Annotated in this window: 20 protein-coding genes; 13 read left to right on the forward strand and 7 right to left on the reverse strand. The window is 42.8% G+C overall.

The genetic code is table 11. The features are described 5' to 3' along the window. Positions 1-98: 98 nt before the first annotated feature. Entirely contained in the window at positions 99-986 is an 888-nt protein-coding gene (locus HDC91_RS15525) for a glycosyltransferase family 2 protein (protein ID WP_183553717.1), read from the reverse strand. Positions 987-1,094: 108 nt separating this feature from the next. Between HDC91_RS15525 and meaB the strand changes: the two genes are divergently transcribed. Continuing rightward, the gene (gene meaB / locus HDC91_RS15530) at positions 1,095-2,003 is read left to right on the forward strand and encodes a methylmalonyl Co-A mutase-associated GTPase MeaB (RefSeq protein ID WP_221262204.1); all 909 of its coding nucleotides are present in this window, start codon (positions 1,095-1,097) and stop codon (positions 2,001-2,003) included. A 24-nt stretch (positions 2,004-2,027) separates the two neighbouring features. On the opposite strand, the gene HDC91_RS15535 is transcribed toward meaB, so the two are convergent. Next, positions 2,028-3,320, reverse strand: coding sequence for an aminopeptidase P N-terminal domain-containing protein (locus HDC91_RS15535; RefSeq protein ID WP_183553719.1), 1,293 nt, complete (start codon positions 3,318-3,320; stop codon positions 2,028-2,030). Between the two features lie 110 nt (positions 3,321-3,430). Between HDC91_RS15535 and HDC91_RS15540 the strand changes: the two genes are divergently transcribed. The 8 genes from HDC91_RS15540 to HDC91_RS15575 all read left to right on the forward strand — a co-directional run bounded on the left by HDC91_RS15540 (position 3,431) and on the right by HDC91_RS15575 (position 12,804). Continuing rightward, positions 3,431-4,840 (forward strand): OmpA family protein, encoded by a 1,410-nt coding sequence (locus HDC91_RS15540; RefSeq protein ID WP_370576843.1) that lies wholly within the window; start codon positions 3,431-3,433, stop codon positions 4,838-4,840. A gap of 74 nt (positions 4,841-4,914) precedes the next feature. Continuing rightward, the gene (locus tag HDC91_RS15545) at positions 4,915-5,058 is read left to right on the forward strand and encodes a DUF6728 family protein (protein WP_183553720.1); all 144 of its coding nucleotides are present in this window, start codon (positions 4,915-4,917) and stop codon (positions 5,056-5,058) included. Positions 5,059-5,072: 14 nt separating this feature from the next. Beyond that, positions 5,073-5,453 (forward strand): RidA family protein, encoded by a 381-nt coding sequence (locus tag HDC91_RS15550; RefSeq protein ID WP_183553722.1) that lies wholly within the window; start codon positions 5,073-5,075, stop codon positions 5,451-5,453. Between the two features lie 13 nt (positions 5,454-5,466). Then, on the forward strand, positions 5,467-7,572 hold the full coding sequence (gene recG, locus HDC91_RS15555) for an ATP-dependent DNA helicase RecG (protein WP_183553724.1): 2,106 nt from the start codon (positions 5,467-5,469) through the stop codon (positions 7,570-7,572). A 52-nt stretch (positions 7,573-7,624) separates the two neighbouring features. Beyond that, entirely contained in the window at positions 7,625-9,013 is a 1,389-nt protein-coding gene (locus HDC91_RS15560; protein WP_183553726.1) for a M20/M25/M40 family metallo-hydrolase, read from the forward strand. A gap of 71 nt (positions 9,014-9,084) precedes the next feature. After that, complete coding sequence (locus HDC91_RS15565) at positions 9,085-10,392, forward strand: MFS transporter (RefSeq protein ID WP_183553728.1); 1,308 nt, start codon at positions 9,085-9,087, stop codon at positions 10,390-10,392. A gap of 164 nt (positions 10,393-10,556) precedes the next feature. Further along, on the forward strand, positions 10,557-12,302 hold the full coding sequence (locus tag HDC91_RS15570; protein ID WP_183553729.1) for a tetratricopeptide repeat protein: 1,746 nt from the start codon (positions 10,557-10,559) through the stop codon (positions 12,300-12,302). Between the two features lie 148 nt (positions 12,303-12,450). Then, positions 12,451-12,804 carry a response regulator gene (locus HDC91_RS15575; protein ID WP_183553731.1) on the forward strand — a complete coding sequence of 118 codons (354 nt, stop codon included), beginning with the start codon at positions 12,451-12,453 and terminating at the stop codon, positions 12,802-12,804. Between the two features lie 280 nt (positions 12,805-13,084). Here HDC91_RS15575 and HDC91_RS15580 read toward each other — a convergent pair whose 3' ends face one another. Next, on the reverse strand, positions 13,085-14,401 hold the full coding sequence (locus tag HDC91_RS15580) for a polysaccharide deacetylase family protein (protein ID WP_183553733.1): 1,317 nt from the start codon (positions 14,399-14,401) through the stop codon (positions 13,085-13,087). Positions 14,402-14,556: 155 nt separating this feature from the next. On the opposite strand from HDC91_RS15580, the gene HDC91_RS15585 reads away from it, so the two are divergent. From HDC91_RS15585 to HDC91_RS15600, 4 genes are all read left to right on the forward strand, one after another. Further along, complete coding sequence (locus HDC91_RS15585; RefSeq protein ID WP_183553734.1) at positions 14,557-15,147, forward strand: TetR/AcrR family transcriptional regulator; 591 nt, start codon at positions 14,557-14,559, stop codon at positions 15,145-15,147. Positions 15,148-15,151: 4 nt separating this feature from the next. Further along, positions 15,152-15,385: a hypothetical protein gene (locus HDC91_RS15590; protein WP_255476749.1), complete on the forward strand. Its 234-nt coding sequence runs from the start codon at positions 15,152-15,154 to the stop codon at positions 15,383-15,385. Positions 15,386-15,392: 7 nt separating this feature from the next. After that, positions 15,393-16,664 (forward strand): MFS transporter, encoded by a 1,272-nt coding sequence (locus tag HDC91_RS15595; protein WP_183553736.1) that lies wholly within the window; start codon positions 15,393-15,395, stop codon positions 16,662-16,664. Positions 16,665-16,842: 178 nt separating this feature from the next. Then, positions 16,843-17,130 carry a hypothetical protein gene (locus HDC91_RS15600; protein ID WP_183553738.1) on the forward strand — a complete coding sequence of 96 codons (288 nt, stop codon included), beginning with the start codon at positions 16,843-16,845 and terminating at the stop codon, positions 17,128-17,130. Positions 17,131-17,228: 98 nt separating this feature from the next. On the opposite strand, the gene HDC91_RS15605 is transcribed toward HDC91_RS15600, so the two are convergent. The 4 genes from HDC91_RS15605 to HDC91_RS15620 all read right to left on the reverse strand — a co-directional run bounded on the left by HDC91_RS15605 (position 17,229) and on the right by HDC91_RS15620 (position 22,669). After that, positions 17,229-18,164, reverse strand: a complete 936-nt coding sequence (locus tag HDC91_RS15605) for a hydrogen peroxide-inducible genes activator (protein WP_183553740.1) — start codon at positions 18,162-18,164, stop codon at positions 17,229-17,231. Between the two features lie 325 nt (positions 18,165-18,489). Next, the gene (glmS, locus tag HDC91_RS15610) at positions 18,490-20,325 is read right to left on the reverse strand and encodes a glutamine--fructose-6-phosphate transaminase (isomerizing) (RefSeq protein WP_162429869.1); all 1,836 of its coding nucleotides are present in this window, start codon (positions 20,323-20,325) and stop codon (positions 18,490-18,492) included. Between the two features lie 139 nt (positions 20,326-20,464). Then, entirely contained in the window at positions 20,465-21,829 is a 1,365-nt protein-coding gene (locus tag HDC91_RS15615) for a DUF4270 domain-containing protein (RefSeq protein ID WP_183553742.1), read from the reverse strand. A gap of 15 nt (positions 21,830-21,844) precedes the next feature. Next, complete coding sequence (locus HDC91_RS15620) at positions 21,845-22,669, reverse strand: glycogen/starch synthase (RefSeq protein ID WP_183553744.1); 825 nt, start codon at positions 22,667-22,669, stop codon at positions 21,845-21,847. Between the last annotated feature and the right edge of the window lie 106 nt (positions 22,670-22,775).

A 22,775-nucleotide genomic window follows, 5' to 3' on the forward strand; every position in this document is an offset into this window, starting at 1 on the left:
TATTTATTATTTAAATTTCGCAAAGGTAAATTTTTATTAACTGTAAAACTAATTTATTTCACAATGCTTAATTTAACTAACAAATACTTCAGTATCACCTATTTCACAATTTTATAATTCCGGTATTCGCTTACGCGCCAGCCGGTAAGATCTTCAACTTTTTGCAGCACTTTGCGCCGAAAACTTATTTTTTTGTCCAGTTCCTTCAGGTCGATATCCAAACTCCAGTTGTGGGCCGCCAGCCGCTTTTGCATTACTGCCGGGTGGGTACCGGAAAAATGCACAAGCCGGTCGGGATTTTTGTGGCTGTAATCAAATTTAAAGGTTTCGGGCAGGTTTTGCTCCATCCACTCATCGTCGTGATAGAACCTGTTAAAGTTCCGCAGCTTATTAGTTAAACCCGATGGTGGCTTTACCCACCCATAATGATAGATATAGGCGTCGATAAGCTTTACGTTTATCTTGCGGTTATCGGCCCATCTAAATCCCTGCGCATCGCGATACGATCGTATCGCTTTATTGTTCCGAACGATGCGTATCTCGCGGCGGTACCACCTGCGCGAGTGGCCGTAATAATCATACGAGCCGTAAAAATGGAGATATTTAAACAGCAAGCCTTCCACCTTGCTATCGGCAAGGTTGTCTTTCATCTCTTTTTTAATTAGAGGCAGATATTTTTCGTGGACACATTCATCGCCCTGTATATAAAAGGCCCAGTCGCTATCGGGGCTTATTGCATCAAACGCTTTATCCGTTTCGTCAGCAAAAACCTTACCCCCGCTCCTTACGCTTGTATCCCAAACCGTATGAATGATCTTTATTTTTGGCGAGCCGATAAAAGTTATCAGGTTTTCGGTTTCATCCTCGCTATCGCCCAGCGCCACAATAAACTCATCGCAGAGCGGCAATATTGATGTTATCGCCTCCACAATGGGATAATCGTTTTTTACAGCATTACGAATAAATGTGAACCCCGAAACCTTCATTATTACACTGATATATGGTTTGACAAATATAATTATCTAACCCAGCCCATTTATATTATTATGCCTTGTTTAATTAACGTGTATTTTTGTTTCTTTATATCTACAGATATGGCAGGTACTATGCAGCTTATTCAACCACATTATACCGATTTCCGGTCGGTTGCGCGTGCTTTAACAGTGGTAGAAAACAACCTTGCCGGTGCTGCACAACTGTTAAAAAACCTTCATATTAATAATAGCACGCCGGTTACCGGTATTACAGGCCCGCCGGGGGCGGGCAAAAGTACGCTGGTAAATGCCGTCATTGATATCCTTGTTCAAAAAGGCAAAAAAATTGCCGTGCTGGCTATCGACCCAACCTCGCCATTTAACTTCGGTTCATTACTGGGCGATAGGATACGTATGTCGTCGCACTTTAATCATCCTGATGTTTTCATCAGGTCGCTGGCTACACGCGGCTCGTTGGGCGGGTTATCTGCCAAGACCATAGAAATGACGGACGTACTTAAAGCATCGGGGTTTGACCATATTATTGTAGAGACAGTAGGTGTTGGGCAATCAGAAGTAGAAATTGCAGGCCTTGCAGATATCACCCTGGTTATGCTGGTGCCCGAAGCGGGCGACGAGATACAGAACATTAAATCGGGCCTGATGGAGATTGCCGATGCCTTTGTTATCAACAAGGCCGACAGGGAGGGCGCCGACCTGTTTATCAATAATCTTAAAAAAGTTATTCAGCAGGGCAAAAACATTAAGTTGCCTATTTTTAAAACCGTAGCCTCCAAAAAGGTTGGCATTGAGGCGTTAACCGACTTTATATTGGCGGGCGTTAAGACAAAAAACAGCCGGCACGAATTGCTGCTAACCCAAAAGGTTTACAATATAATACAGCAAAACCGGATGGCCGATATCGACAAAAAAAAGCTGCAGCTGGATATCGCTAAAGCTGCGCGATCGGGCACATTCAATATTTACCGGTTTGCAGCCGACTACGTGGGTAAGCAGGTCAACGGTTAACTACTCACTCAATAAACCATTCTATTATTTAGAATTCATCAACTCCTCAATCTCGTCGGCCTCGATAGGTATATGTGCCATCAGGTCGCGGTTACCATCCTTGGTTATCAGGATGTCATTTTCTAAACGGATGCCCAAGCCTTCTTCGGGTATATAAATTCCCGGCTCGCAGGTTAAGATGTTGCCAACTTCAAACGGTTTATAACGGCTGGCGTAGTCATGCACATCCAACCCCAGGTGGTGCGATGTGCCGTGCATAAAATACTTTTTGTATAAGGGGGCTTTAGGATCCTGCTTATCAACCTCGTGCTTTTTTAATAAACCCAGGTCAATCAGTTCGCCTGTCATTATTTTACCCACTTCATCGTGGTAATCGTTCCATACGGTACCGGCCCCTATCATTTTTGTGGCGGCACGCAACACCCGCAAAACTGCATCATAAACATCGCGCTGGCGTTTGGTAAAGCGGCCGTTCACCGGTATAGATCGGCTCATATCCGCATTATAGTTTGCATACTCGGCGGCCCAGTCAAACAATATTACATCCCCATCTTTACAAACCTGGTTGTTATCAATATAGTGCAAAACAATAGCGTTTTGGCCAGATGCTATAATAGGGCTGTAAGCATGCCCCGTTGCACGTTGCCGTAAAAACTCATGGGTTATTTCGGCCTCTATTTCATATTCCGTTACCCCCGGCTGTACAAATTTTAGTACGCGTATAAATGCATCTCTGGTAATGTCGCATGCCTTTTGGGTAAGTTCTACTTCAATATCTGATTTTATAACACGCAGATCGCGCAGTACGGGGGCCGAACGCTCATAATGATGCAATGGATATTTTTGCCGCAGGCTTTCCAGAAGCCGTAAATCGCGGTAAGGCACGGTGTGCACATACCTATCGTTTTCGTTAGTATTTATATATATATTATCAGCATAGTTTATTATGCTATGCAAAATACTATCATATTCGTGCAGCCAAAATACCTGTTGTATCCCCGATGCAGCACGAGCTTCCTCTTTGGTGTACTTGTGACCTTCCCAGACAGCAATATGTTCGTTGGTTTGTCTTAAAAAAAGTACTTCTTTGTAATGCTGATTAGGACAATCGGGGTATAAAACAAGGATACTTTGCTCCTGATCAATCCCTGTCAGATAGTAAAAGTCGGGATTCTGCTTAAAAATGAATGTTTGATCACCACTTCTCGGATACTCATCATTGGAGTGAAATATAGCGATAGAGTTTGATTTTATTCTTGAAACGAAATTTTTTCTATTAATTGTAAATAACCGTTCACTAACAGGTAGATATTTCATAAATTATAAAATATTAAATTATACAAAAACAAAATATTTATGTTGTTTGTAGTAGATATAATGATTTTTGGAACAAGATTTGGTATTTGTTTCAAACATAATTACTAATTTTGAAAAAAATCACAATTAAATCGTTTAATCTTAAAACTATGAATTATTCTACATTAAAGAAATCAGTAGCATTATCATGCGCTTCTTTGCTGGTTGCTGGAATGGTTAGTGCCCAAACAGACTCGGCCGCTACCACTACCACTACTACCACAGATACAACCATGATGTCTTCTACAGCAACTACTGCCAAGGTATTTGGCGGCAGAGGTCAGTACAAAACCTGGAGTATCGGGCTTAACGCTGGTGCAACATCTCAAGTGCTTGCAACAGGCGGAAGTAACGACTTCAGAGATAAGAAAATCGAATTAGGTTACGGCATATCCGTAAGAGACCAATTAGGCCACAACTTCGGCTTACAATTAGATGTACGCGGCGGTAAAGTATCAGGTAACAATAACAGCCTTGCCAATGTTGGTACTTATACCACTAAGTTTTGGCAAGCTACTTTAAGTGGTGTTGTTAACGTTGCAACTATCGACTTTATCCGTCGTAAAAACTCGGTTAACTTCTTCATTAATGCAGGTGCGGGTTTAGCTATGTATAACCCTACAGGTGTTACTGCGGCTGGTGTGCCTTTTGATTATAAAAATGGTGCTGCAGGTGGTAACGCTGGTACTGGCAGAAATGTTAGAGAGTTCGTTATTCCAATTGGTGCAGGTGTTAAATTCCGTTTAAGCGACGTAGTTGCCTTAAACTTCGGTTACACTGAAAACTTTATTGATGGTGGTAACTTTGATGGTGTTACTACAGGTAGCAACAGAAAAGATCACTACTCATACGGATACGGTGGTTTAGAATTCACTTTGGGTTCAAGCTCAAAACCAAGCTTAGAGTGGGTTAACCCGGTAGCTATGATGTATGATGAATTATACGATGCAGCTTTACGTCAGGAAGTTGAAGCTCTTAAAGGCCGTGTAACAAACGTTGAAAATGCGGTTACCGATCTTAAGAAAGATTCTGATGGCGACGGTGTATCTGATCAATTCGATAAATGCCCTAACACTCCTGCAGGTAGCGTAGTTGACGGTTCTGGTTGCGTTATCGTATTCCCTACCGCTTCTGCTGACAGTGCTGCAACCGGTACTGCTTACTCAAACATCCAGTTTGAATTCGACAGCTCTGTGTTAAGGACTTCATCTTACCCAGTATTAGATGCTACTTCAGCTGATTTACGTTCATCTGGTAAAACTGTTGAGATCGATGGTTACGCTTCATCTGAAGGTACTGCTGCTCACAACATGGCTTTATCTCGCGACCGTGCAAACTCTGTAAAAACTTACTTAGTTAACTCAGGTGTTTCTGCATCAAAATTGAAAATCAAAGCTTACGGTGAAACTAACCCGATAGCTGACAATTCAACTGAAGAAGGACGTGTTGCTAACCGTCGTGTTTCTTTCAAACAAAGATAATATCTAACCAAAATATTATTAAGAAGCCCTCCGAATAACTCGGAGGGCTTTCTTTTTTTTATTAAATTTGTGTTATGTACTTTTTTAGGAAAAAAGACCCTAACAGGCCCACCAGCTTCAATCTTAAAGTAATGCACGTGATCAATGCTGTTGCCATTATCATGTTCCTTGCAGGTATTATCTGGAAGCTTATTCAGTGGTTTGTTTTAAAGAAGTAATTATTTTAGCCACTATGAAAACTATTATCAATACCAGTAACGCCCCTGCACCGATAGGCCCATACAGCCAGGCTGTTGCAGCCGGCGGTTTATTATTTGTTTCGGGCCAGGTGCCGATTAACCCAACAAGCGGCGAGGTTATTACCACAGGCATAACCGATGAAGCAAAAATGGTGATGGAAAACCTGAAGGCCATATTAACTGAGGCAGGCGTAGGTTTTGATAGCATTATAAAAACAACTATTTTTTTAACCGATATGCAAACCTTTGCTCAGGTAAACGATGTGTATGGTTCCTATTTTTCTACTGATTTTCCCGCCCGCGAAACGGTGCAGGTTTCCGCACTTCCAAAAGGTGTTAACGTAGAAATATCTGTAATTGCCTTAAAACCCTGAGCAATATAAAAAATTGAATAATCAGCAGTTTCAAACACCCATTGAGTATCTGAAAGGTGTAGGCCTTGCCCGTGCCGAAGTACTTAAAAAGGAATTGCAGATATACAATTTTGAGGACCTGCTAAAGCACTTTCCTTATAAGTATATAGACCGTACAAGGTTTTATAAAGTAAGGGAAATACAACCCGACATGCCTTATGTACAGGTGCTGGCCCGTATAACCCAAAAAGAAATAATTGGCGAAAAGCGGACAAAACGTTTAGTTGCCCAGGCAAAAGATGATACCGGCACAATAGAACTGGTGTGGTTTCAGGGTATTAGATGGGTAGAAAAGATGCTGGCAACAGGTAAGGTTTATGTGATTTTTGGCAAGCCGGGCTTTTTTAACAACAAGGCCCAAATGGCACACCCCGAAATGGAGTTATACATGCCGGGGGCGCAGCAAAAAGGTAACCTTAGCCTTCAGCCTGCGTACAATTCTACCGAAAAGCTGAAGCAGTTTGCCTTGGATAGTAAAGGCCTGCAAAAATTAATTGCCGGCCTGCTGGATCAAACAGCGAAAGATATTCATGAAAATCTGCCTGACTATATCCGCAACCGTTTCAAACTTTCCGGTAGACAGGAAAGCTACCGAAACATTCACTTCCCGGCAGATGCTAACCAATTAAAGGAGGCTCAATATCGCTTAAAATTTGAAGAGCTTTTTTTTCTGCAACTGAAGCTTTTGCGTAACAAGCTACTCCGCACCCAAAAATTTAAAGGAAATGTTTTCGGATCGGTAGGTAACTGCTTTAATGAGTTTTATCACCATAAATTACCTTTTGCCTTAACCAATTCCCAAAAGCGGGTTTTAAAAGAAATAAGGTTAGATACGCAGCGCGGTGTACAAATGAACCGGCTGCTGCAGGGAGATGTGGGTAGCGGTAAAACCGTTGTGGCCTTAATGAGCATGTTGATAGCTATCGATAACGGCTTTCAGGCCTGCATCATGGCCCCTACCGAGATATTGGCCAATCAGCATTATCAAACAATAAAAGGGCTGGTAGGCGAGGGCTTTATTAAGGTTGCTTTGCTGACCGGGTCGGTACCCAACAAGCTTCGTAAGGGGATTCATGAAAAATTAGAGGACGGAACCCTTAATATATTGATAGGCACCCATGCCCTTATTGAAGATAAGGTACAATATAAAAATCTTGGCCTGGTGGTAATAGACGAGCAGCATCGCTTTGGTGTAGAGCAACGTGCAAAGCTTTGGCGTAAAAATGTAGTGCCCCCCCATATATTGGTGATGACGGCAACGCCCATCCCCCGTACGCTGGCCATGACCATGTACGGCGACTTAGACATATCGGTGATCGATGAACTGCCGGCGGGACGAAAGCCTATTGAAACGCGGCATCTTTACGAAGCCCAACGCCTGCGTATGTTTGGTTTTATGAAACAGGAAATAGCTAAAGGCCGGCAGGTTTATGTGGTTTATCCGTTGATAAAGGAAAGTGAAAAGCTGGATCTGAAAAACCTGATGGACGGCACCGAAGTTATGGCACGCGAGTTCCCGCTGCCCGATTATAGAATAAGCATAGTGCACGGCAAGCTGAAACCGGCCGAAAAGGAATTTGAAATGCAGCGCTTTGTAAAAGGAGAAACCCAGATAATGGTGGCAACAACCGTAATTGAGGTTGGTGTTAATATCCCCAACGCATCGGTAATGATCATAGAAAATGCCGAACGTTTTGGCCTTTCGCAATTGCACCAGTTGCGTGGGCGTGTGGGCCGCGGTGCCGAGCAGTCTTACTGTATTTTGATGAGTAACGAGAAGCTTAGCAATGATGGCCGCATCAGGTTAAATACTATGGTAAAAACCAACAACGGTTTCGAAATTGCCGAAATAGATATGCAGTTACGCGGCCCTGGAAATATCGAGGGAACACAGCAAAGCGGTGTGCTCGATCTGAAAGTGGCGGACCTTACCACAGATCAGGAGATATTACAGCAAGCCCGGAATCTGGTTATTGAAATATTTGAAAAAGACCCCCAACTGGCCTCGCCCGAAAACCAGATCCTAAACCGAGCGTTCCAGGCAAAAAACGCCGGGCTAAGCTGGGATAAAATATCGTAAGCCATTAATGAAAATGCCTGGCAAATATTACTTTTGCTTAAACGCTTTATCCATGAAAAAATCCCTTCTCCTAACAATCGCAATTTTATCATCGGCAATTTATTCGCAAGGTCAGGATTCGGTGCAGATACGCAAGTTTTACGACGAGGCTTTGGTAAACGGCCAATGCTACGAAAACCTGCGTTACCTGTGCAAAAATATCGGCCAGCGTTTAAGCGGTTCGGCAGGCGCAGCGAAATCTGTTGATTGGAGTAAAAAACTGATGGAAAGTTATGGCTTTGACAAGGTTTACCTTCAAGAAGTAATGGTGCCACATTGGGTGAGGGGCGCAAAAGAACAAGCCTATATCATTGATGGCAAAAATAAGATAGCTGTGCCAATTGCTGCGTTAGGTATGTCAATAGCCACGCCTGCAGCAGGCATCACGGCCAATATTATTGAAGTACGAAGCCTAAAAGAACTGGATGAACTGGGCGAAAGCATTATCAAAGGAAAAATTGTTTTCTTTAACGGGCCGTTTGACCAGCGCTTTATAGAAACGGGCGCCGGATACGGAGCCGCAGGCATACAACGTTTTGCAGGTCCGTCAGCCGCGGCTAAATATGGTGCGGTGGGGGCTATTGTGCGTTCGATATCATCAGCGATAGACGATTATCCTCATACAGGTGGAACGGTTTACGTTGATGGCGTTAAGAAAATACCCGCCGCGGCTATATCAACCCTGGCGGCAAACAAGCTTAGCAATATGCTTAGGCTGCGTAAATGGCCGCTTATTAAATTTTATTTTAAACAAAGCTGCCAAACCCTTCCCGACGTTAAATCGTACAACGTTATCGGCGAAATAACCGGAAGTAAAAACCCTAATAAATTTATTACCGTAGGCGGCCACCTTGACTCGTGGGACCTGGCCGAAGGCGCGCATGATGACGGCACGGGTGTAATGCAGTCGGCAGAAGTGCTAAGGATATTCAAAGCAACCGGTTACCGCCCCAAAAACTCTGTAAGGGCAGTATTTTTTATGAATGAGGAAAATGGCCACAAAGGGGGTATCAAATATGCTGAACTTGCCGCTGCCAATAAAGAAGAGCATATAGCCGCTATTGAAACAGACGAGGGCGGCTTTACGCCCCGGGGCTTTAGTTTTCAGGGCGTATCAAATGAATTTTTAAAGGGCATCAATAAAGACTGGAAACCCCTGTTTGAACCCTACGAGGCCGACCGTTTGGTTGCCGGCGGTGGTGGAACCGATATAGGGCCGCTGAAAGAAACCGTACCTTCAATAGTTTTGATCGGTTTTCGTCCCGACTCGCAGCGTTATTTTGACATCCACCATTCATCAAACGATGTTTTTGAAAATGTAAACAAACGCGAGCTGGAATTGGGCGCGGCAGCAATTACCGCGTTGGTTTACCTGATAGATCAGCACGGCTTAAGTTTTTAACAATCAGGTGTAGATAGTATTTTGAGCCAGCCCTTTACTATTGTAAATTGCGGCCCCAAACATCACCATAAGTGCCAGACGAGGAAAATAACACCCGCAAACCAGATTCATTCGCCGCCCTTAGATATAAGGACTTCCGATCGTACGTAGGTATGCGGTTTTGCTTTACATTTGCCTACCAGATGCAAACCGTGGTACTTGGCTTTTATATTTATCAACTAACACACAGTAAAATTGCGCTCGCTTTTATAGGCTTAAGCGAAGCCATACCCGCTGTTGGCATAGCGCTTTACGGCGGCTATATTGCTGATAAATACGAAAAACGCAAAATGCTGCTGCTGATATTCTCGGGCGTATTTTTATCATCGTTTATTATGTTCATCGCCACTTTGAACAGCGTAACTGGTTATATGCACATTCATGGCCTGTTAGCCGTTCTTTACGGCATGATATTTTGCAATGGCGTAGCCAGGGCATTTTACGGGCCGGCTACATTTACAATTTATGCCCATAGCGTGCCAAAAGAGATTTATCCTAACGCCAGTACCTGGAGCAGCTCCAGCTGGCAGGTAGCATCGATACTTGGCCCGCTTACCGGCGGTTTTATTTACGGCTTTGCCAGCCATATGTTTCCGGGTTTAAGCGGCATTACGGCTACTTTTTGCCTGGTACTTATACTAATGCTTATATCGCTTTACCTGGTTTTCAGGCTGCGCACCTATCCACCAGTGTTTATTCCTAAAGAGAATATCTGGATAAGCCTTAAAGAGGGCCTTAACTTTGTTTTTAGCAATAAAGTAATGTTTTATGCCATGAGCCTTGACCTGTTCTCGGTATTTTTTGGCGGGATAGTAGCCCTGTTGCCCGTATTCGCGCTGGACATATTGAAAGTTGGCTCGGAAGGGTTGGGGGTTATGCGTATGGCATCATCACTAGGCGCTGCGCTCACCATGCTGGTCATGATCCGTTACTCGCCCATGAATAAGCCCTGGCGCAATTTGTTGATAGCAGTGCTTGGCTTCGGCGTTTCAATAATTGGGTTCGGCCTATCGCATATATTTTACCTGTCGCTTTTGTTCTTATTTTTACAGGGAGCGTTTGATAGCATAAGTGTTATTATAAGGGGAACATTGATGCAGCTGCTTACGCCCGATCATATGCGCGGCAGGGTATCGGCGGTTAACTCTATGTTCATTGGCTCGTCAAACGAAATTGGAGATTTTGAATCAGGCGTTGCAGCTAAGCTTTTGGGCACCATACCGGCAGTCATTTTTGGCGGCAGTATGACCCTGGCCATCGTAACCATTACCTGGCTCAAAACCAAAAAGCTTATCCCTTTGTCCTTAAACGAGATACAAACACCCCAAGCTATTAAGTAACTAAAACAAGGGTGAAATAAGGTATCGTAAAAAGATGAATTCAGTATTATTTATTGCGAAAAACTATTCACCTTTAGTAAATTTAACTGCTGAAAATTTCCTCTAACTAATTTTGATTAATTAAGTCTTTGGCCCCTAAGTGCTCAAATATCTTATCAGGCAAAATGCTTTGCATTTTATCGATATGTTTAATACTTGTCGGCCCGTTATTTGCCCATGAGTTTGAGGCAAAGCAATCCTATCAACCTAATCTTTTCATAAGCTTAAAAAAAACGCCCGTTGAAGGGCGGGTAGAGGCGGCCAGGCTGATATATAAGCAGCATTGCCGTAACATGAACGAGGCAGATGCCATGCGCTGTATTGACGAAATAAAACGCATAGCGATTGACCTTGAAGACCTGCCGCTTGAATGCGCTACCTTCGATATGCGTTCAGACTACTATTCGGTAAATCGGGGATACAACATTTTAAGCAATACCTATTTTGACCAGGCGGTAGCCTTCGCCCGAAAAAATCATATGCAACTGGAGACGGGCATATACCAGCATCGCAAAGCCAATTATTACTTCCTTTATAAACAGAATACGGCCGCATGCCGTTATTTCCTGCTATCAGAAGAAAACCTGCGCGAAGTCGGGTTCGCCAACGTACCCGGTGTAAGTGCCTTATTTTTAGAAACCGCCAACTTTTATTACGCTATGGGCGATTTTGAAAACGCCCGTATAAACTTGCGGTACGCTTTAAAATATGATACCAAAATATCGCGCACCAGCGTAAATATTATAAATACCATTGGCCTTACTTACCGCAATAACGGGGAGTATGAGTTAGCCATGAATTATTTTAACAACGCCTTAAAAATGGCTGCGGCAACAAAAGATACAGTTTGGATGGCCATTGCAGGCGGCAATATAGGGTCGATATATTTTTTACAACACCGGTATGATAAGGCCCTGCCGCTTATACGGGCAGATTATAACCAATCGTTAAAGTATGGCCAAAAACTAAATGCGGTTATTGCTTTGTTAAGGATAATTCGCATTAACATTGATCATTACAAGTTTAAGAAAGCGGGTATGCAGTTAGATACCGCCAACCGGTTACTTTTAAACATAGATAAAAAAATGTTGTTGCAGCGTGCGCAATATTATGATCTTAAAGCAATACTTAACGAGCAACTCAATAACATCCCCCAAGCGGCATTATATCGCGATAGGGCAGAAAACCTGCGCGATAGCTTAGCAAAAAGGGATAACATGGCCGCAATTGAACGCGTACGGCTGCAGTGGATAACAGAGAAAAGCAGGCATGAATTTAACAATTTAAAAAAGAGCACTCAAATAAACACCCTTAAGCAAAACACCATAATTGTAGTATTAATATTGTTAATAATAATAACAGCATTGGTATTTAACCGCCAAAGGTTAAAGGCAAATAAGGACAAGGAACTAATGGCCTTAGAAAAGCGGCGACTGGATGAAGAATTAACAAACGCCATACGCGCGCTAAACGGCTACACGGAAAGCCTGATGCAAAAGAACATTTTGATAGACAAGATTAAGGCAGAGCTTGAAAACGTCCAGGTGAAATTTAACTCGGCTGATGTTGCCGCCAGCCTTGATAAAATGCTGCAGGCCCATATCATGACGGATGATAGCTGGGCTGAATTTAAAAGACTTTTCACCAGGGTACACAGCACTTTCTTTTATAACCTTCGCCATAAATACGCCAACCTGTCTGATACCGATGTACGATTACTGGCGCTAATTAAACTAAAACTTAACAATCGCGAAATGGCCGGTATGCTGGGCATCACGGTTGATGGCATTAAAAAGGCAAAGCAGCGCTTGCGAAAAAAGATGCGGTTAGTTGCAGACGAGACTTTGGAAGATGTAACAGACATACTTTAGCCGCCCGCTGCATAACATTTGTCTTAATTTTGTCCACCCTATAAATTTCTTAAAAGACATTGTTTAGCGGATATTTGATATATCTAAAATTAATTTATGGCTGGATTTAGATAACTATAATTAATATCGACATGGAAAGTTAATTTTTATGCAAAAGTTGTACATTTATATTGTTGAAGATAACCCTTTAATTGCCTTTGCGTTAAAGAAGATGCTTCTGAATATTGGACACAACATTTGCGGCATTGCAGAATGTTATGAAGAGGCTGTGAAGGACCTTGGAACTTTGAATGTTGACCTTGTAATTACCGACATAATGCTTAAGGGCGAACAAAATGGAATCGACCTGGCACATTATATCAATCAGCATTTACATATTCCCTTCATATTCCAATCATCCATAACATCTGCAGATATAATAAACATGGCCTTTAAAACCGGGCCTAATGCCTTTTTGCCAAAGCCGGTTAGTAAAGCTGCCCTGATAAAAGCGTTAGCCTGATACACGTGCGTTTCTGAATAACTATTGAATAAATAATTGTTAAAGTTTGCAATACCCCTTAAATGGAAACAAGACAAAAAAAAACCTGCCCGCATTGCGGCATAGGTAAACTCACAAGCCGTGTCCGAAGGCCGGTTTTAGTTAAAGCAACTTTATTCTGGCTGCCTCTAAAAAGATATTCTTGCAATATCTGTGATAAAAAAACATATGTGTACGGTTCAGTTTACGAAAGCAAAAAGCAGCGGGCAGGTACACGGCAATAACCTTTGGCGGCGCTACATTATATAGGCGATAATGTTATTGTGGCATTATTAGGATAGGCGCGATATAATACATAGGCGTACTTACTGTTGCCCGTTACAGGTTTAATAATCAACGACTTTTTGCCTTGCGTTATCTTAACACTCTTCCAGTTAGCTGGTACTCCTGTTTTAAGGGTTAGTGGCAGGTTGTACATGGCCTTGTTAAGCGTGTGCCGTAGGGTAATGGTTATTGCACCTTTATTTTGTTGTACCTGCAGTGCAGCGGCCTGCCTTTCGCGCATGTAGCGTGCAACATTGCCAAAGGTTGCTACCCACAAGTCTTTTTCCCGTGCTTTAATATAGCTAAAATAGTCGTTAAGCTCCTGCCGCGACAATGCCTCCCAGCCTATGCCATCAACCCCGTGAATGGTTAGTACCAGCCAGGTGTTATTTTTGTTGGCCGTGGTATCAACCCAGGCCTTCATAATCGGCAGCGGCGTTTTTGTAGTGGCTCCCCGCTGAAATTGGATGTATTCTTTGTTAGTATTACCGGGGTTGTTTGGATTGCCGCGGGTTATCTCCTTTAGCCATGGCTCGGGCATACGGTTACGCAAGGCCGGATAAACTTTATAAGCATAACGCATAACACGTTCATTTTCGGTCCCAAACGGCCCCTCGCCCGAAAATGTATACCTGGCCCCGAGGTGATTAAGTATATCTTCTTTGCTTTTGGTTAGCTCATATAACATATTAGGCTCATCAAGTATAGCCAGGCGCGGATGGGTTATCATATGGCTGGCAAACTCATGCCCCTGCGCCGCGTACTTTCGGATATCATTCCATGTGGTGCCGTGAGCGTCCATATATTCAGGATTATGCTGCACTCCGGGTTTAAAGTGCTTATTACGCACCATGGCGTACATCTCGTTTATCAGCTTTATTGCCTCATCGGTTTTCCCTGCATCTACAAGCGACCCGGCATTATAGTAATAATCCATCGGTCCAACTAAGCCCAGATAGGGTGTCGCAGAAGCCCGCTCAAACAGGTTATCCTTATTGGTTGCTATGGTTGCCGTTTCTTTTATTATAGTCTGCACCGGGCGACCTATAAATTTCCCATGATACTGCGAGCCCGGAATTTGCCCGGTGATGATAAAGAATGTAGCCGGGAATTTAAAGTTATTAAGCAGAGGCAAAGCCACTTTAAATTGATTAATAGAGCCATCATCCCAGGTAATAGATACCGCTCCCTTCTTATCATCCTGCCAACGGGTTATTTCGGTTTTGCCGGGTTGGGCGCTGCACAGGTTCACTACAACGCATCCTGTTATAAGCATCAACAATAAACTTTTCATAGCTAAAAAATATTGTTAGCTAATATAAAAAGTTATGGGCGCTTAATCGTCTTATAAGTATATAGTCACAAGATTGTTAACAAGCGCTTAGGAAAATTAAAAAAGATTATAAATAAATGAATATTCATTTATATTTGTAGCGAAATTTATTTTAGATGCGTATTAGAAATACCGATAAAGTACAGCTGGTAAAACAAAAAGCCATTGAGCTTATCGTAAAAGATGGGTTAGAAGGCTTCAGCATGAACAAGCTGGCTAAGGCCTGTAACATCTCTGTAGCTACCCTTTATATTTATTACAAAGATCGTGATGATCTCATCCTCAAGATCGCTATTGATGAAGGGACAAAAATGGGCGATGCCATGATCAAAGATTTTGATCCGGCTATGCCTTTTGAAGAGGGCTTGCGTAAGCAATGGGAAAACCGGTACGGGTATATGAAGGCTAACCCTGTCATGACCCTGTTTTTTGAGCAATTACGCAGTTCGTCGTACCAGCAAAGCTTTTTGTCATCCTTCCTTACAGATTTTAAGGTGGTAATGGGGAAGTTTATGGATAATGTAATAGCGCGCGGGGAAATTGATAAAATGCCTTTTGAAGCGTATTGGTCGGTGGCGTTTGCGCCCTTGTATAATCTGATACGCTTTGAGCAAGAGGGACAAAGCCTGAGCGGCCAGCCATTTAAAATGACAGATGAAATACTTTGGAAAACTTTTGATCTGGTTGTAAAAGGCCTTAAAAAGTAAGTTTATGGATATGATAGAAAACTTTGACCACATCCTTTTATTTAAAACCAACGTGAGGTGCCATGATGATAAGCAACTGTTGCATACTTTGTTTGATAATAATATCGATATCAAATGCTGGAGCGTTGACATGGAGGATGAGGATTGTGTGCTTAGGATAGTATCGTATACCCTAAACCACTCACAAATAATTAAATTAATAAACCGTCTCGGCTATCAATGCTGCGAATTAACCTAACAACACAGTGAAAAATCAACAACCGGTAGCTTTTACAGGTTATCAAAAATTTGTAATATTTATACTTGCCATCACCCAATTTACGGTGATACTGGATTTTATGGTAATGTCGCCTCTTGGCGATATGCTTATGAAATCGCTTAACCTTAAGCCGTCGGCATTTGGCGTAGCGGTATCGGCCTATGCATTTAGCGCCGGTATATCGGGTTTGCTTACCGCCGGCTTCGCCGACAAATTCGACCGTAAAAAGCTATTGTTATTTTTTTACCTCGGTTTTATTTCAGGGACCATATTTTGCGGCCTTGCACACACGTACGCGGTACTGGTAACAGCGCGTATCATCACAGGCTTGTTTGGTGGTGTTATCGGCTCTATATCCATGGCCATTATTACCGACCTTTTTGCATTGCAGCAACGCGGGCGGGTAATGGGCTTTGTACAAATGGGCTTTGGCGGCAGCCAGGTTCTGGGAATACCCATTGGCCTTTATCTGGCCAACGCCTGGGGCTGGGAGGCCCCGTTCTGGATGGTCGCTGCGTTAGGTATCATCATTGCCATAATGATAGCCGTAAAGCTACAGCCTGTAAACGCACACCTTGCCGTACAAAAGGATAAATCGGTTTATAAGCACTTTTTGCATACCGTTGTCAAAGCCGACTATCGCATTGGCTTTGCATCTACTGCATTGTTATCAATAGGTGGGTTTATGATGATGCCTTTTGGTACCGCCTTCGCGGTTAATAACCTGGGCCTTACCAACCAGCAGTTACCCGCGCTATTTATGGTAGCCGGCATAAGCACCCTGGTAATAATGCCTGTAGTTGGTAAATTAAGCGATAAGATAGATAAGTTTAAAATATTCACCGCGGCGTCTGTTTGGACAATGATCATGTGCGTGGTATACACCAACCTGGGGGTAACACCTTTACTGTGGGTTATGGCTTTTAACGTGTTAATGATGATAGGTGTTATGAGCCGAATGATACCCTCATCAGCACTTACCAGCGCCATACCCGACACAGCCGACCGCGGGGCTTTCATGAGCATTAACGCGTCGTTACAACAAATTGCAGGAGGTGTAGCCGCGGCCGTCGGGGGGACGATTGTTACCCAGCAAAGTAAGGGCAGCCCGTTGCAACATTATGACACTGTTGGTTACGTGGTGGTAGGCATATCAATCCTGAGCGTCTTGCTAATGTCGCGGGTAGACAAGTTGGTAAAAAGAAAAATGGAAAGCAGCAAAGCGGCTATTATTCCTGAAGAAGCTTTTGCACATTAAAAAAATTTAATTTTCTTCAATTTATTAAGGAAAATTCTGCAAACACACATATGCAGCAATCATTTAAAACTTGATTCCTTTTGAATGCGATATGGTAGCCCAGGGTGTTGTTAGCAATGGCTTTATTGCGGACGTGCATAAAATGAAGGGATGGTGCTAAACGCTCTTAAAATCTACAATGGAATATTATGATGTAGCGAAATTTAAGGTCTCGGATGCCTTTAGCATCACCAATCGGGGAATGGCCGTAGCCGGAGAGATTATTACGGGTGAAATAAATAATGGAAATTATTTAAAGTTGACCCTTGAGGATAAAGAGCTAATTTATAAAATCGGCTCTGTTGAGTTTTTGAAAACTGAAACAGCGGCTAATATTGCGCTATTGATTCAATCTGACAATAATCCTGAACTGTACTACCTTGAAAGAGCAATTGGTCAGCCATTGATAATTTTATCTCTTAAGTAATCTATCCTGGCGCAAGAAGCATTTTGACCCGGCTAAGCGCTGCAAACTCTCAACCGGCTTTGAGGCGCGAAGTATGTAACTCTGCAATAGTACCAGCGTTATATCTCCATAATTTCTTTTTTCTTCCTGGTACGCAGCCTTTTGGGTACAAAATCAAGTATTTCGGTTTTAAGCGCTTCTATCATCCGGCGCTTTAAAAAATTGCGGTGTATCACAATACTAACCTCGCGGGCGGGCTCAGGGGTTTTAAAATAGCGTACGCGGTCGCGCTGCTTATCACTCATCTCGGCAAGGGCAAGCTCAGGCAGAATGGTTGCCCCATTGTTCATTTCAACCATTCGTTTAAGGGTTTCAACACTACCGGTATTATACTCAAAATGCTGATACCCTTTTGTGGCCTTGCGGCGCTGGCAAATGTTAAGCACCTGCTCGCGCATGCAATGTCCTTCGTTCAGCACCCATATCTCTTCCATATCAATATCATCCGGACTTATGGTCTTCTTTTTATAAAGCTTGCTGTTCTTTGAAGCATACGCCACAAAATTTTCATAAAAAACGGGGATCTCGGTAAGGCTTGCTTCATGCAGCGGCGTAGACAATATACCGCAATCCAGCATGCCAAGTTTCAATTGCTGAATGATCATCTCGGTAGTCTGTTCCCAAACAATAAGCTTTACCTGCGGATACTTTTGTATAAAACCGTTTAATATTTTGGGTAAAATATACGGCGATATTGTAGGTATAATGCCCACCTTCAACTCCCCGGAAAGTTCCTTTTGCCGGTCGCTGATAATTTCCTTTATCTTCTCGCTTTCGGCAAGTAATATCCGCGCCTGCGCAATAATTTCTTCCCCAATTTCGGTAGGTATAACCGGCTGGTGGCTGCGGTCGAAAAGCTTTACTCCAAGTGTATCCTCCAATTTTTGTATTTGCATACTCAGCGTCGGCTGTGTAACAAAACACTTGTTTGCGGCGGTTACAAAACTACGGTAAGTATCAACCGCTATGACGTATTCAAGTTGCGTTATGGTCATATCAATAATATCGATATATAAATGTACCAATTATTGATTTCCCTTATAGCATTTATTTGAACTTACTTTTTGGGCTTACGTTTAGTGGCCGATTTTATACAGTTCGGCACTTTTTTACCATTCTTTATTTTCATTCCGGCTATTTTGTATCCAGCCCAGCACGGGCCCCTTTTTCCACGGTTTGCCATAATATTTTTAAAGGAAATATGACAAGTATCGTTCCAGTTTAGCGACCAGGCAAAGGATAAAGACCATGCACAAAAAAGGCCGATAGCTTTTTACTATCGGCCTTGTAATTTATTTAATTACCTGAGCGCTCTTATCGTTACTCAACAGTTACCGATTTTGCAAGGTTGCGTGGCTGGTCAACATTGCATCCGCGCATTACCGCTATGTGGTATGATAACAGCTGCAAAGGTATAGTTGCCAATAAGGGTACAAAGGTTTCGCCGGTTAAGGGTATTTCAATAGTATAGTCGGCCATTTCCTTGACATCAGTATCACCTTCGGACACTATGGCGATTACATGACCACCGCGGGCTTTAACTTCCTGTATATTGCTTATAACTTTCTCGTACGACGAATTTTTTGTAGCGATAAACACTACCGGCATGTCTGTATCAATTAATGCAATTGGCCCGTGCTTCATCTCAGCAGCCGGATATCCTTCGGCGTGTATGTATGATATCTCTTTTAGTTTGAGCGCCCCTTCAAGTGCTACCGGGAACGAACTACCGCGGCCGAGAAACAAACAGTTTGCCGAATCTTTAAAACGCTCGGCTATCGCTTTAACTACATCATTGCATTGTAGGGTTTGTTCTACTAATGCCGGTATCTCATCTAACTCGGTGAGGTATTCAACAAACTTACTTTGGGTAATAGTACCGCGTTGTTGAGCTATGTAGAAAGCGATCAGGGTTAATACGGTAACCTGTGCAGTAAACGCTTTGGTTGATGCAACACCAATTTCGGGCCCTGCGTGGGTATAAACACCCGCGTGCGTAATACGCGGAATAGATGCACCTACAACGTTACAAATGCCGAATATAGTTGCCCCTTTCTCTTTTGCCAGCTCAATAGCTGCCATAGTATCGGCAGTTTCTCCGGATTGTGATATGGCGATGACCAGGTCTTTAGACGAAATGATTGGGTTACGGTACCTAAATTCTGAAGCATATTCAACTTCTACCGGCACACGCGCGAATTCTTCGATCAGGTATTCACCAACCAGGCCGGCATGCCATGATGTACCGCAGGCTACAATAATGATACGGTCAATATTCTTTAACTTCTCGATATACTCTTTTATACCACCAAGCGCTACCAGGCCCTGTTCAGGGTAAATGCGCCCACGCAGGCAATCGCGGATCGACCGCGGCTGCTCGTATATCTCTTTGAGCATAAAGTGGTCGTAGCCGCCCTTTTCAAGCATCTCCAGCTTAAGCTCCAGCTCTTGTACATAAGGTGTTTGTATGGTATTGTCGATGTGCTTTATAAGCAGGTCGTCGCGCCTTACATAGGCAATTTCGTTGTCGTTTAAATAAATAACGTTTTTAGTATATTCAACAATAGGCGTAGCATCTGATGCGATGAAGTACTCGCCTTTGCCTACGCCAATAACCATCGGGCTGCCTTTACGCGCAGCTATGAGTTCATCGGGCTCGTCCTCGCTCATAATAACAATAGCGTATGCGCCTACAACACGGTTTAAAGCCAGCCTTACCGCCTCCCGTAAACCAAGGCCGGTTACGTCCTTTATTTCTTCGATAAGATGGATCAACACCTCGGTATCAGTATCGCTTTTAAACACGTGCCCTTTTGACAAAAGAGCCTCTTTTAAGGTAGCGTAGTTCTCTATGATCCCGTTGTGTATAATGGTGAGCTTGCTGTCACCTGATGAGTGCGGATGCGAGTTTCTGTCGCTCGGCGCGCCATGCGTGGCCCAACGAGTATGCCCCATGCCTGCCGTGCCTGTAAGGTCCTGCCCGGCTACGTGCGCCTCCAGATCGCTTACTTTTCCGGCCTTTTTAAAAAGTTTTAAGCTGTGATTTGTTAAGGCGATGCCTGCACTGTCGTACCCCCTGTACTCCAGTCTGTGAAGTCCTTTTATAACTATTGGATAAGCGTCCCTGTATCCTATGTAACCTACTATGCCGCACATAAATGAATAGAATTTTAATGTAAAAAATAGAATTAGATGCGCGACAAAAGTAAGGAGATAAATAGCATTATCAATGCAAAAAACCGCGTATAAAAAAAAATACCTCAAATGAGGTATTTTTAAGTGCTTTTAAAAAGTTTTACTGACTTAATTTGGTATATATAATGTTAAGCTTTATGCGATATGGCGAATCTTTTCCAACCAGTATAGATCTTTCTGCGTACGATGGCGTCGCTTTAATATCCACATTGTCAGAAGTGGGGTCTGTTGGTGCTAAAAATGTACCATAATCAACCGCTTTTCCCCGTATAAGGTCTTGCAGATATGCAGTTATTATAAAATGGTACTCACCGGTGGCCGCATTATAATCGCCCCCAAAAATAGACGCACGTGGGTCTGACGCCGAGGCATCCTGCAGGTTAACCCGCTGATGGGCGATATCGTACTTATATAGTACAAGTCGTTTATTTGGGCCAAACGGCGATGCGGTACCCGGTTTAACCTTTACAACTAACTCGGCCCTGTTAATTATTACTTTATTTTGCAACGAGTCGAATATGCCTTTTACGTTGGGGAATGTTAACTTAGCCCTTAAGCCCAAAAGCCCCTGTACATATACGTTGCCGTTGGTGGCTGTCTGGTCTAAAGCGGCTTGTACGTTTGCACTGTATGTATGCTTTATCTCGTTAACATTCGAACCAATTGGAAGGGCAAGCGCGGTAGTATCAATTGTTGAACCATTAACGTTTTTATAATAAACAACTACCGCAGCCGAATCTAGGTTGAAAAACATATTGCCGCCAATACCAGTAGTATTATTCTTATCTACAGTAAGGTATAGCCCCTTTACGGTATTTTCAAACAGAGCATTAGACGCCAGCACAGTTGTTGAGGCATGAAATAAATTAGTGTTGATAAATGCGGGGTCTATAGGTATGCGCACTTGTGGTTTAACCTTCATCAGGGTATCCGGCTTGCCTTTTACAATACTGGTTATCCATAAACTATCGTGCTCCCTTGCTTTAAATGTTTTAGCGCCCAATAGTTCACTGCTAAAATCAAAGTGCCTGGTGTTGTAATACGACTTTGAAGTTACTATACGCTCGTTAAGCTGGTGTACATTTACTGTAAAGGTAGATAAAAGCGAATCACCATAAAAGCCATCGGCAGAATAAGGCAACACTAACCGTGCCGAGTCGATAGTTATTGTACCGGCAGGAAGCGTGTAAGCGCTTGCGTTAGGCAGCGATAACACCGCAGCAATATTCGTTTCGGTAGTGCCAAATTCCGGGTCTTTAAAATATGCAAGAGGAGCCCTTGCGCGTAAATTATTAGTTACAACACTATCTTCTACTACGGTTGTGGCAACAATGCTGGTGTCTGTTATCAGGTTGCCATCTATCGGCGCATCCGGTGCTAAACCTATGTCGTCCTGGGTTTTACAGCTATTCAAAATAAAAAGACTTATTAACAGGGTTAATAAGCCTAATTTGTAAAATTTCATATATAATTTTAAAGCTTATGCAACATCCACCAACTGGTCGCTGGTGATTTCTTCGTAAAAATTGTAATAATTTTCGAAATCAGAAGTGGAAACGTATTCTAACACCGATTTATTGCTGTTTTTAACATTATTTAACACATCAACATCGATATCAGCACTACCCAGTACAATGCCATCGCTGTATTGTATAGCGCCCGCATACATCGCGGTGTTGCTGCCTTCTTTATAAGCCTCGGTATGGGCTTCGGTCATATCGCCCATTACTGCCTTACGCGCAAAATCAGGATCCATTTTGTCTTTAAAGTCGTTTTCGTAAATAGAGTAAACTACTTTAGAATTTTTAAACGTAGGGTCGTCTTTATATGTTGTTTTTAAATAAGCAGGTACTAACGCGCTCATCCAGCCATGGCAATGTATCACATCAGGCGCCCAGCCAAGTTTTTTTACCGTTTCTAAGGCCCCTTTGCAAAAGAATATCATGCGTTCGTCGTTATCGGCATAAAATTTACCGTCCTTATCGTTAAACACATGCTTGCGCTGAAAATATTCTTCGTTATCTAAAAAGTATACCTGCATACGTGCTGCCGGTATCGAAGCCACCTTAATAATCAGCGGATTGTCGTTATCATTAATAACGATATTCATCCCCGATAAGCGGATAACTTCATGTAAGCGGTTCCTGCGCTCATTAATATTCCCGAAACGCGGCATCAAAATGCGTATTTCAAACCCTTTTTCCTGCATGGCTTGCGGAAGCTGGCGTGTTATTTCGGCAATTTTTGTGAGTTCAAGGAAAGGAGACATTTCATGAGTTATGAACAAAAGCTTAGATTTACCCATCACTAATCAGTATTAATAAATGTAAAGAAGTCAAAAAATTTGAGTTTGCAAATATAAGCATTATTATATAAACTGGCAACCACTTATGCAAGCGGGTTTGGTAGTA

It is taken from the genome of Mucilaginibacter sp. AK015 (genome assembly GCF_014200785.1).
Taxonomy (GTDB): Bacteria; Bacteroidota; Bacteroidia; order Sphingobacteriales; family Sphingobacteriaceae; genus Mucilaginibacter.

Bases quoted from the DNA above. Each gene is read 5' to 3' on its own strand.
- HDC91_RS15615 (WP_183553742.1), bottom strand. From the start codon at position 21,829: ATGAAATTTTACAAATTAGGCTTATTAACCCTGTTAATAAGTCTTTTT.
- HDC91_RS15560 (WP_183553726.1), top strand. From the start codon at position 7,625: ATGAAAAAATCCCTTCTCCTAACAATCGCAATTTTATCATCGGCAATT.
- HDC91_RS15585 (WP_183553734.1), top strand. From the start codon at position 14,557: ATGCGTATTAGAAATACCGATAAAGTACAGCTGGTAAAACAAAAAGCC.
- HDC91_RS15535 (WP_183553719.1), bottom strand. From the start codon at position 3,320: ATGAAATATCTACCTGTTAGTGAACGGTTATTTACAATTAATAGAAAA.
- HDC91_RS15600 (WP_183553738.1), top strand. From the start codon at position 16,843: ATGGAATATTATGATGTAGCGAAATTTAAGGTCTCGGATGCCTTTAGC.
- HDC91_RS15590 (WP_255476749.1), top strand. From the start codon at position 15,152: ATGGATATGATAGAAAACTTTGACCACATCCTTTTATTTAAAACCAAC.
- glmS (WP_162429869.1), bottom strand. From the start codon at position 20,325: ATGTGCGGCATAGTAGGTTACATAGGATACAGGGACGCTTATCCAATA.
- HDC91_RS15580 (WP_183553733.1), bottom strand. From the start codon at position 14,401: ATGAAAAGTTTATTGTTGATGCTTATAACAGGATGCGTTGTAGTGAAC.
- HDC91_RS15570 (WP_183553729.1), top strand. From the start codon at position 10,557: ATGCTTTGCATTTTATCGATATGTTTAATACTTGTCGGCCCGTTATTT.
- HDC91_RS15575 (WP_183553731.1), top strand. From the start codon at position 12,451: ATGCAAAAGTTGTACATTTATATTGTTGAAGATAACCCTTTAATTGCC.
- HDC91_RS15550 (WP_183553722.1), top strand. From the start codon at position 5,073: ATGAAAACTATTATCAATACCAGTAACGCCCCTGCACCGATAGGCCCA.
- HDC91_RS15525 (WP_183553717.1), bottom strand. From the start codon at position 986: ATGAAGGTTTCGGGGTTCACATTTATTCGTAATGCTGTAAAAAACGAT.
- HDC91_RS15545 (WP_183553720.1), top strand. From the start codon at position 4,915: ATGTACTTTTTTAGGAAAAAAGACCCTAACAGGCCCACCAGCTTCAAT.
- HDC91_RS15620 (WP_183553744.1), bottom strand. From the start codon at position 22,669: ATGGGTAAATCTAAGCTTTTGTTCATAACTCATGAAATGTCTCCTTTC.
- HDC91_RS15605 (WP_183553740.1), bottom strand. From the start codon at position 18,164: ATGACCATAACGCAACTTGAATACGTCATAGCGGTTGATACTTACCGT.
- meaB (WP_221262204.1), top strand. From the start codon at position 1,095: ATGGCAGGTACTATGCAGCTTATTCAACCACATTATACCGATTTCCGG.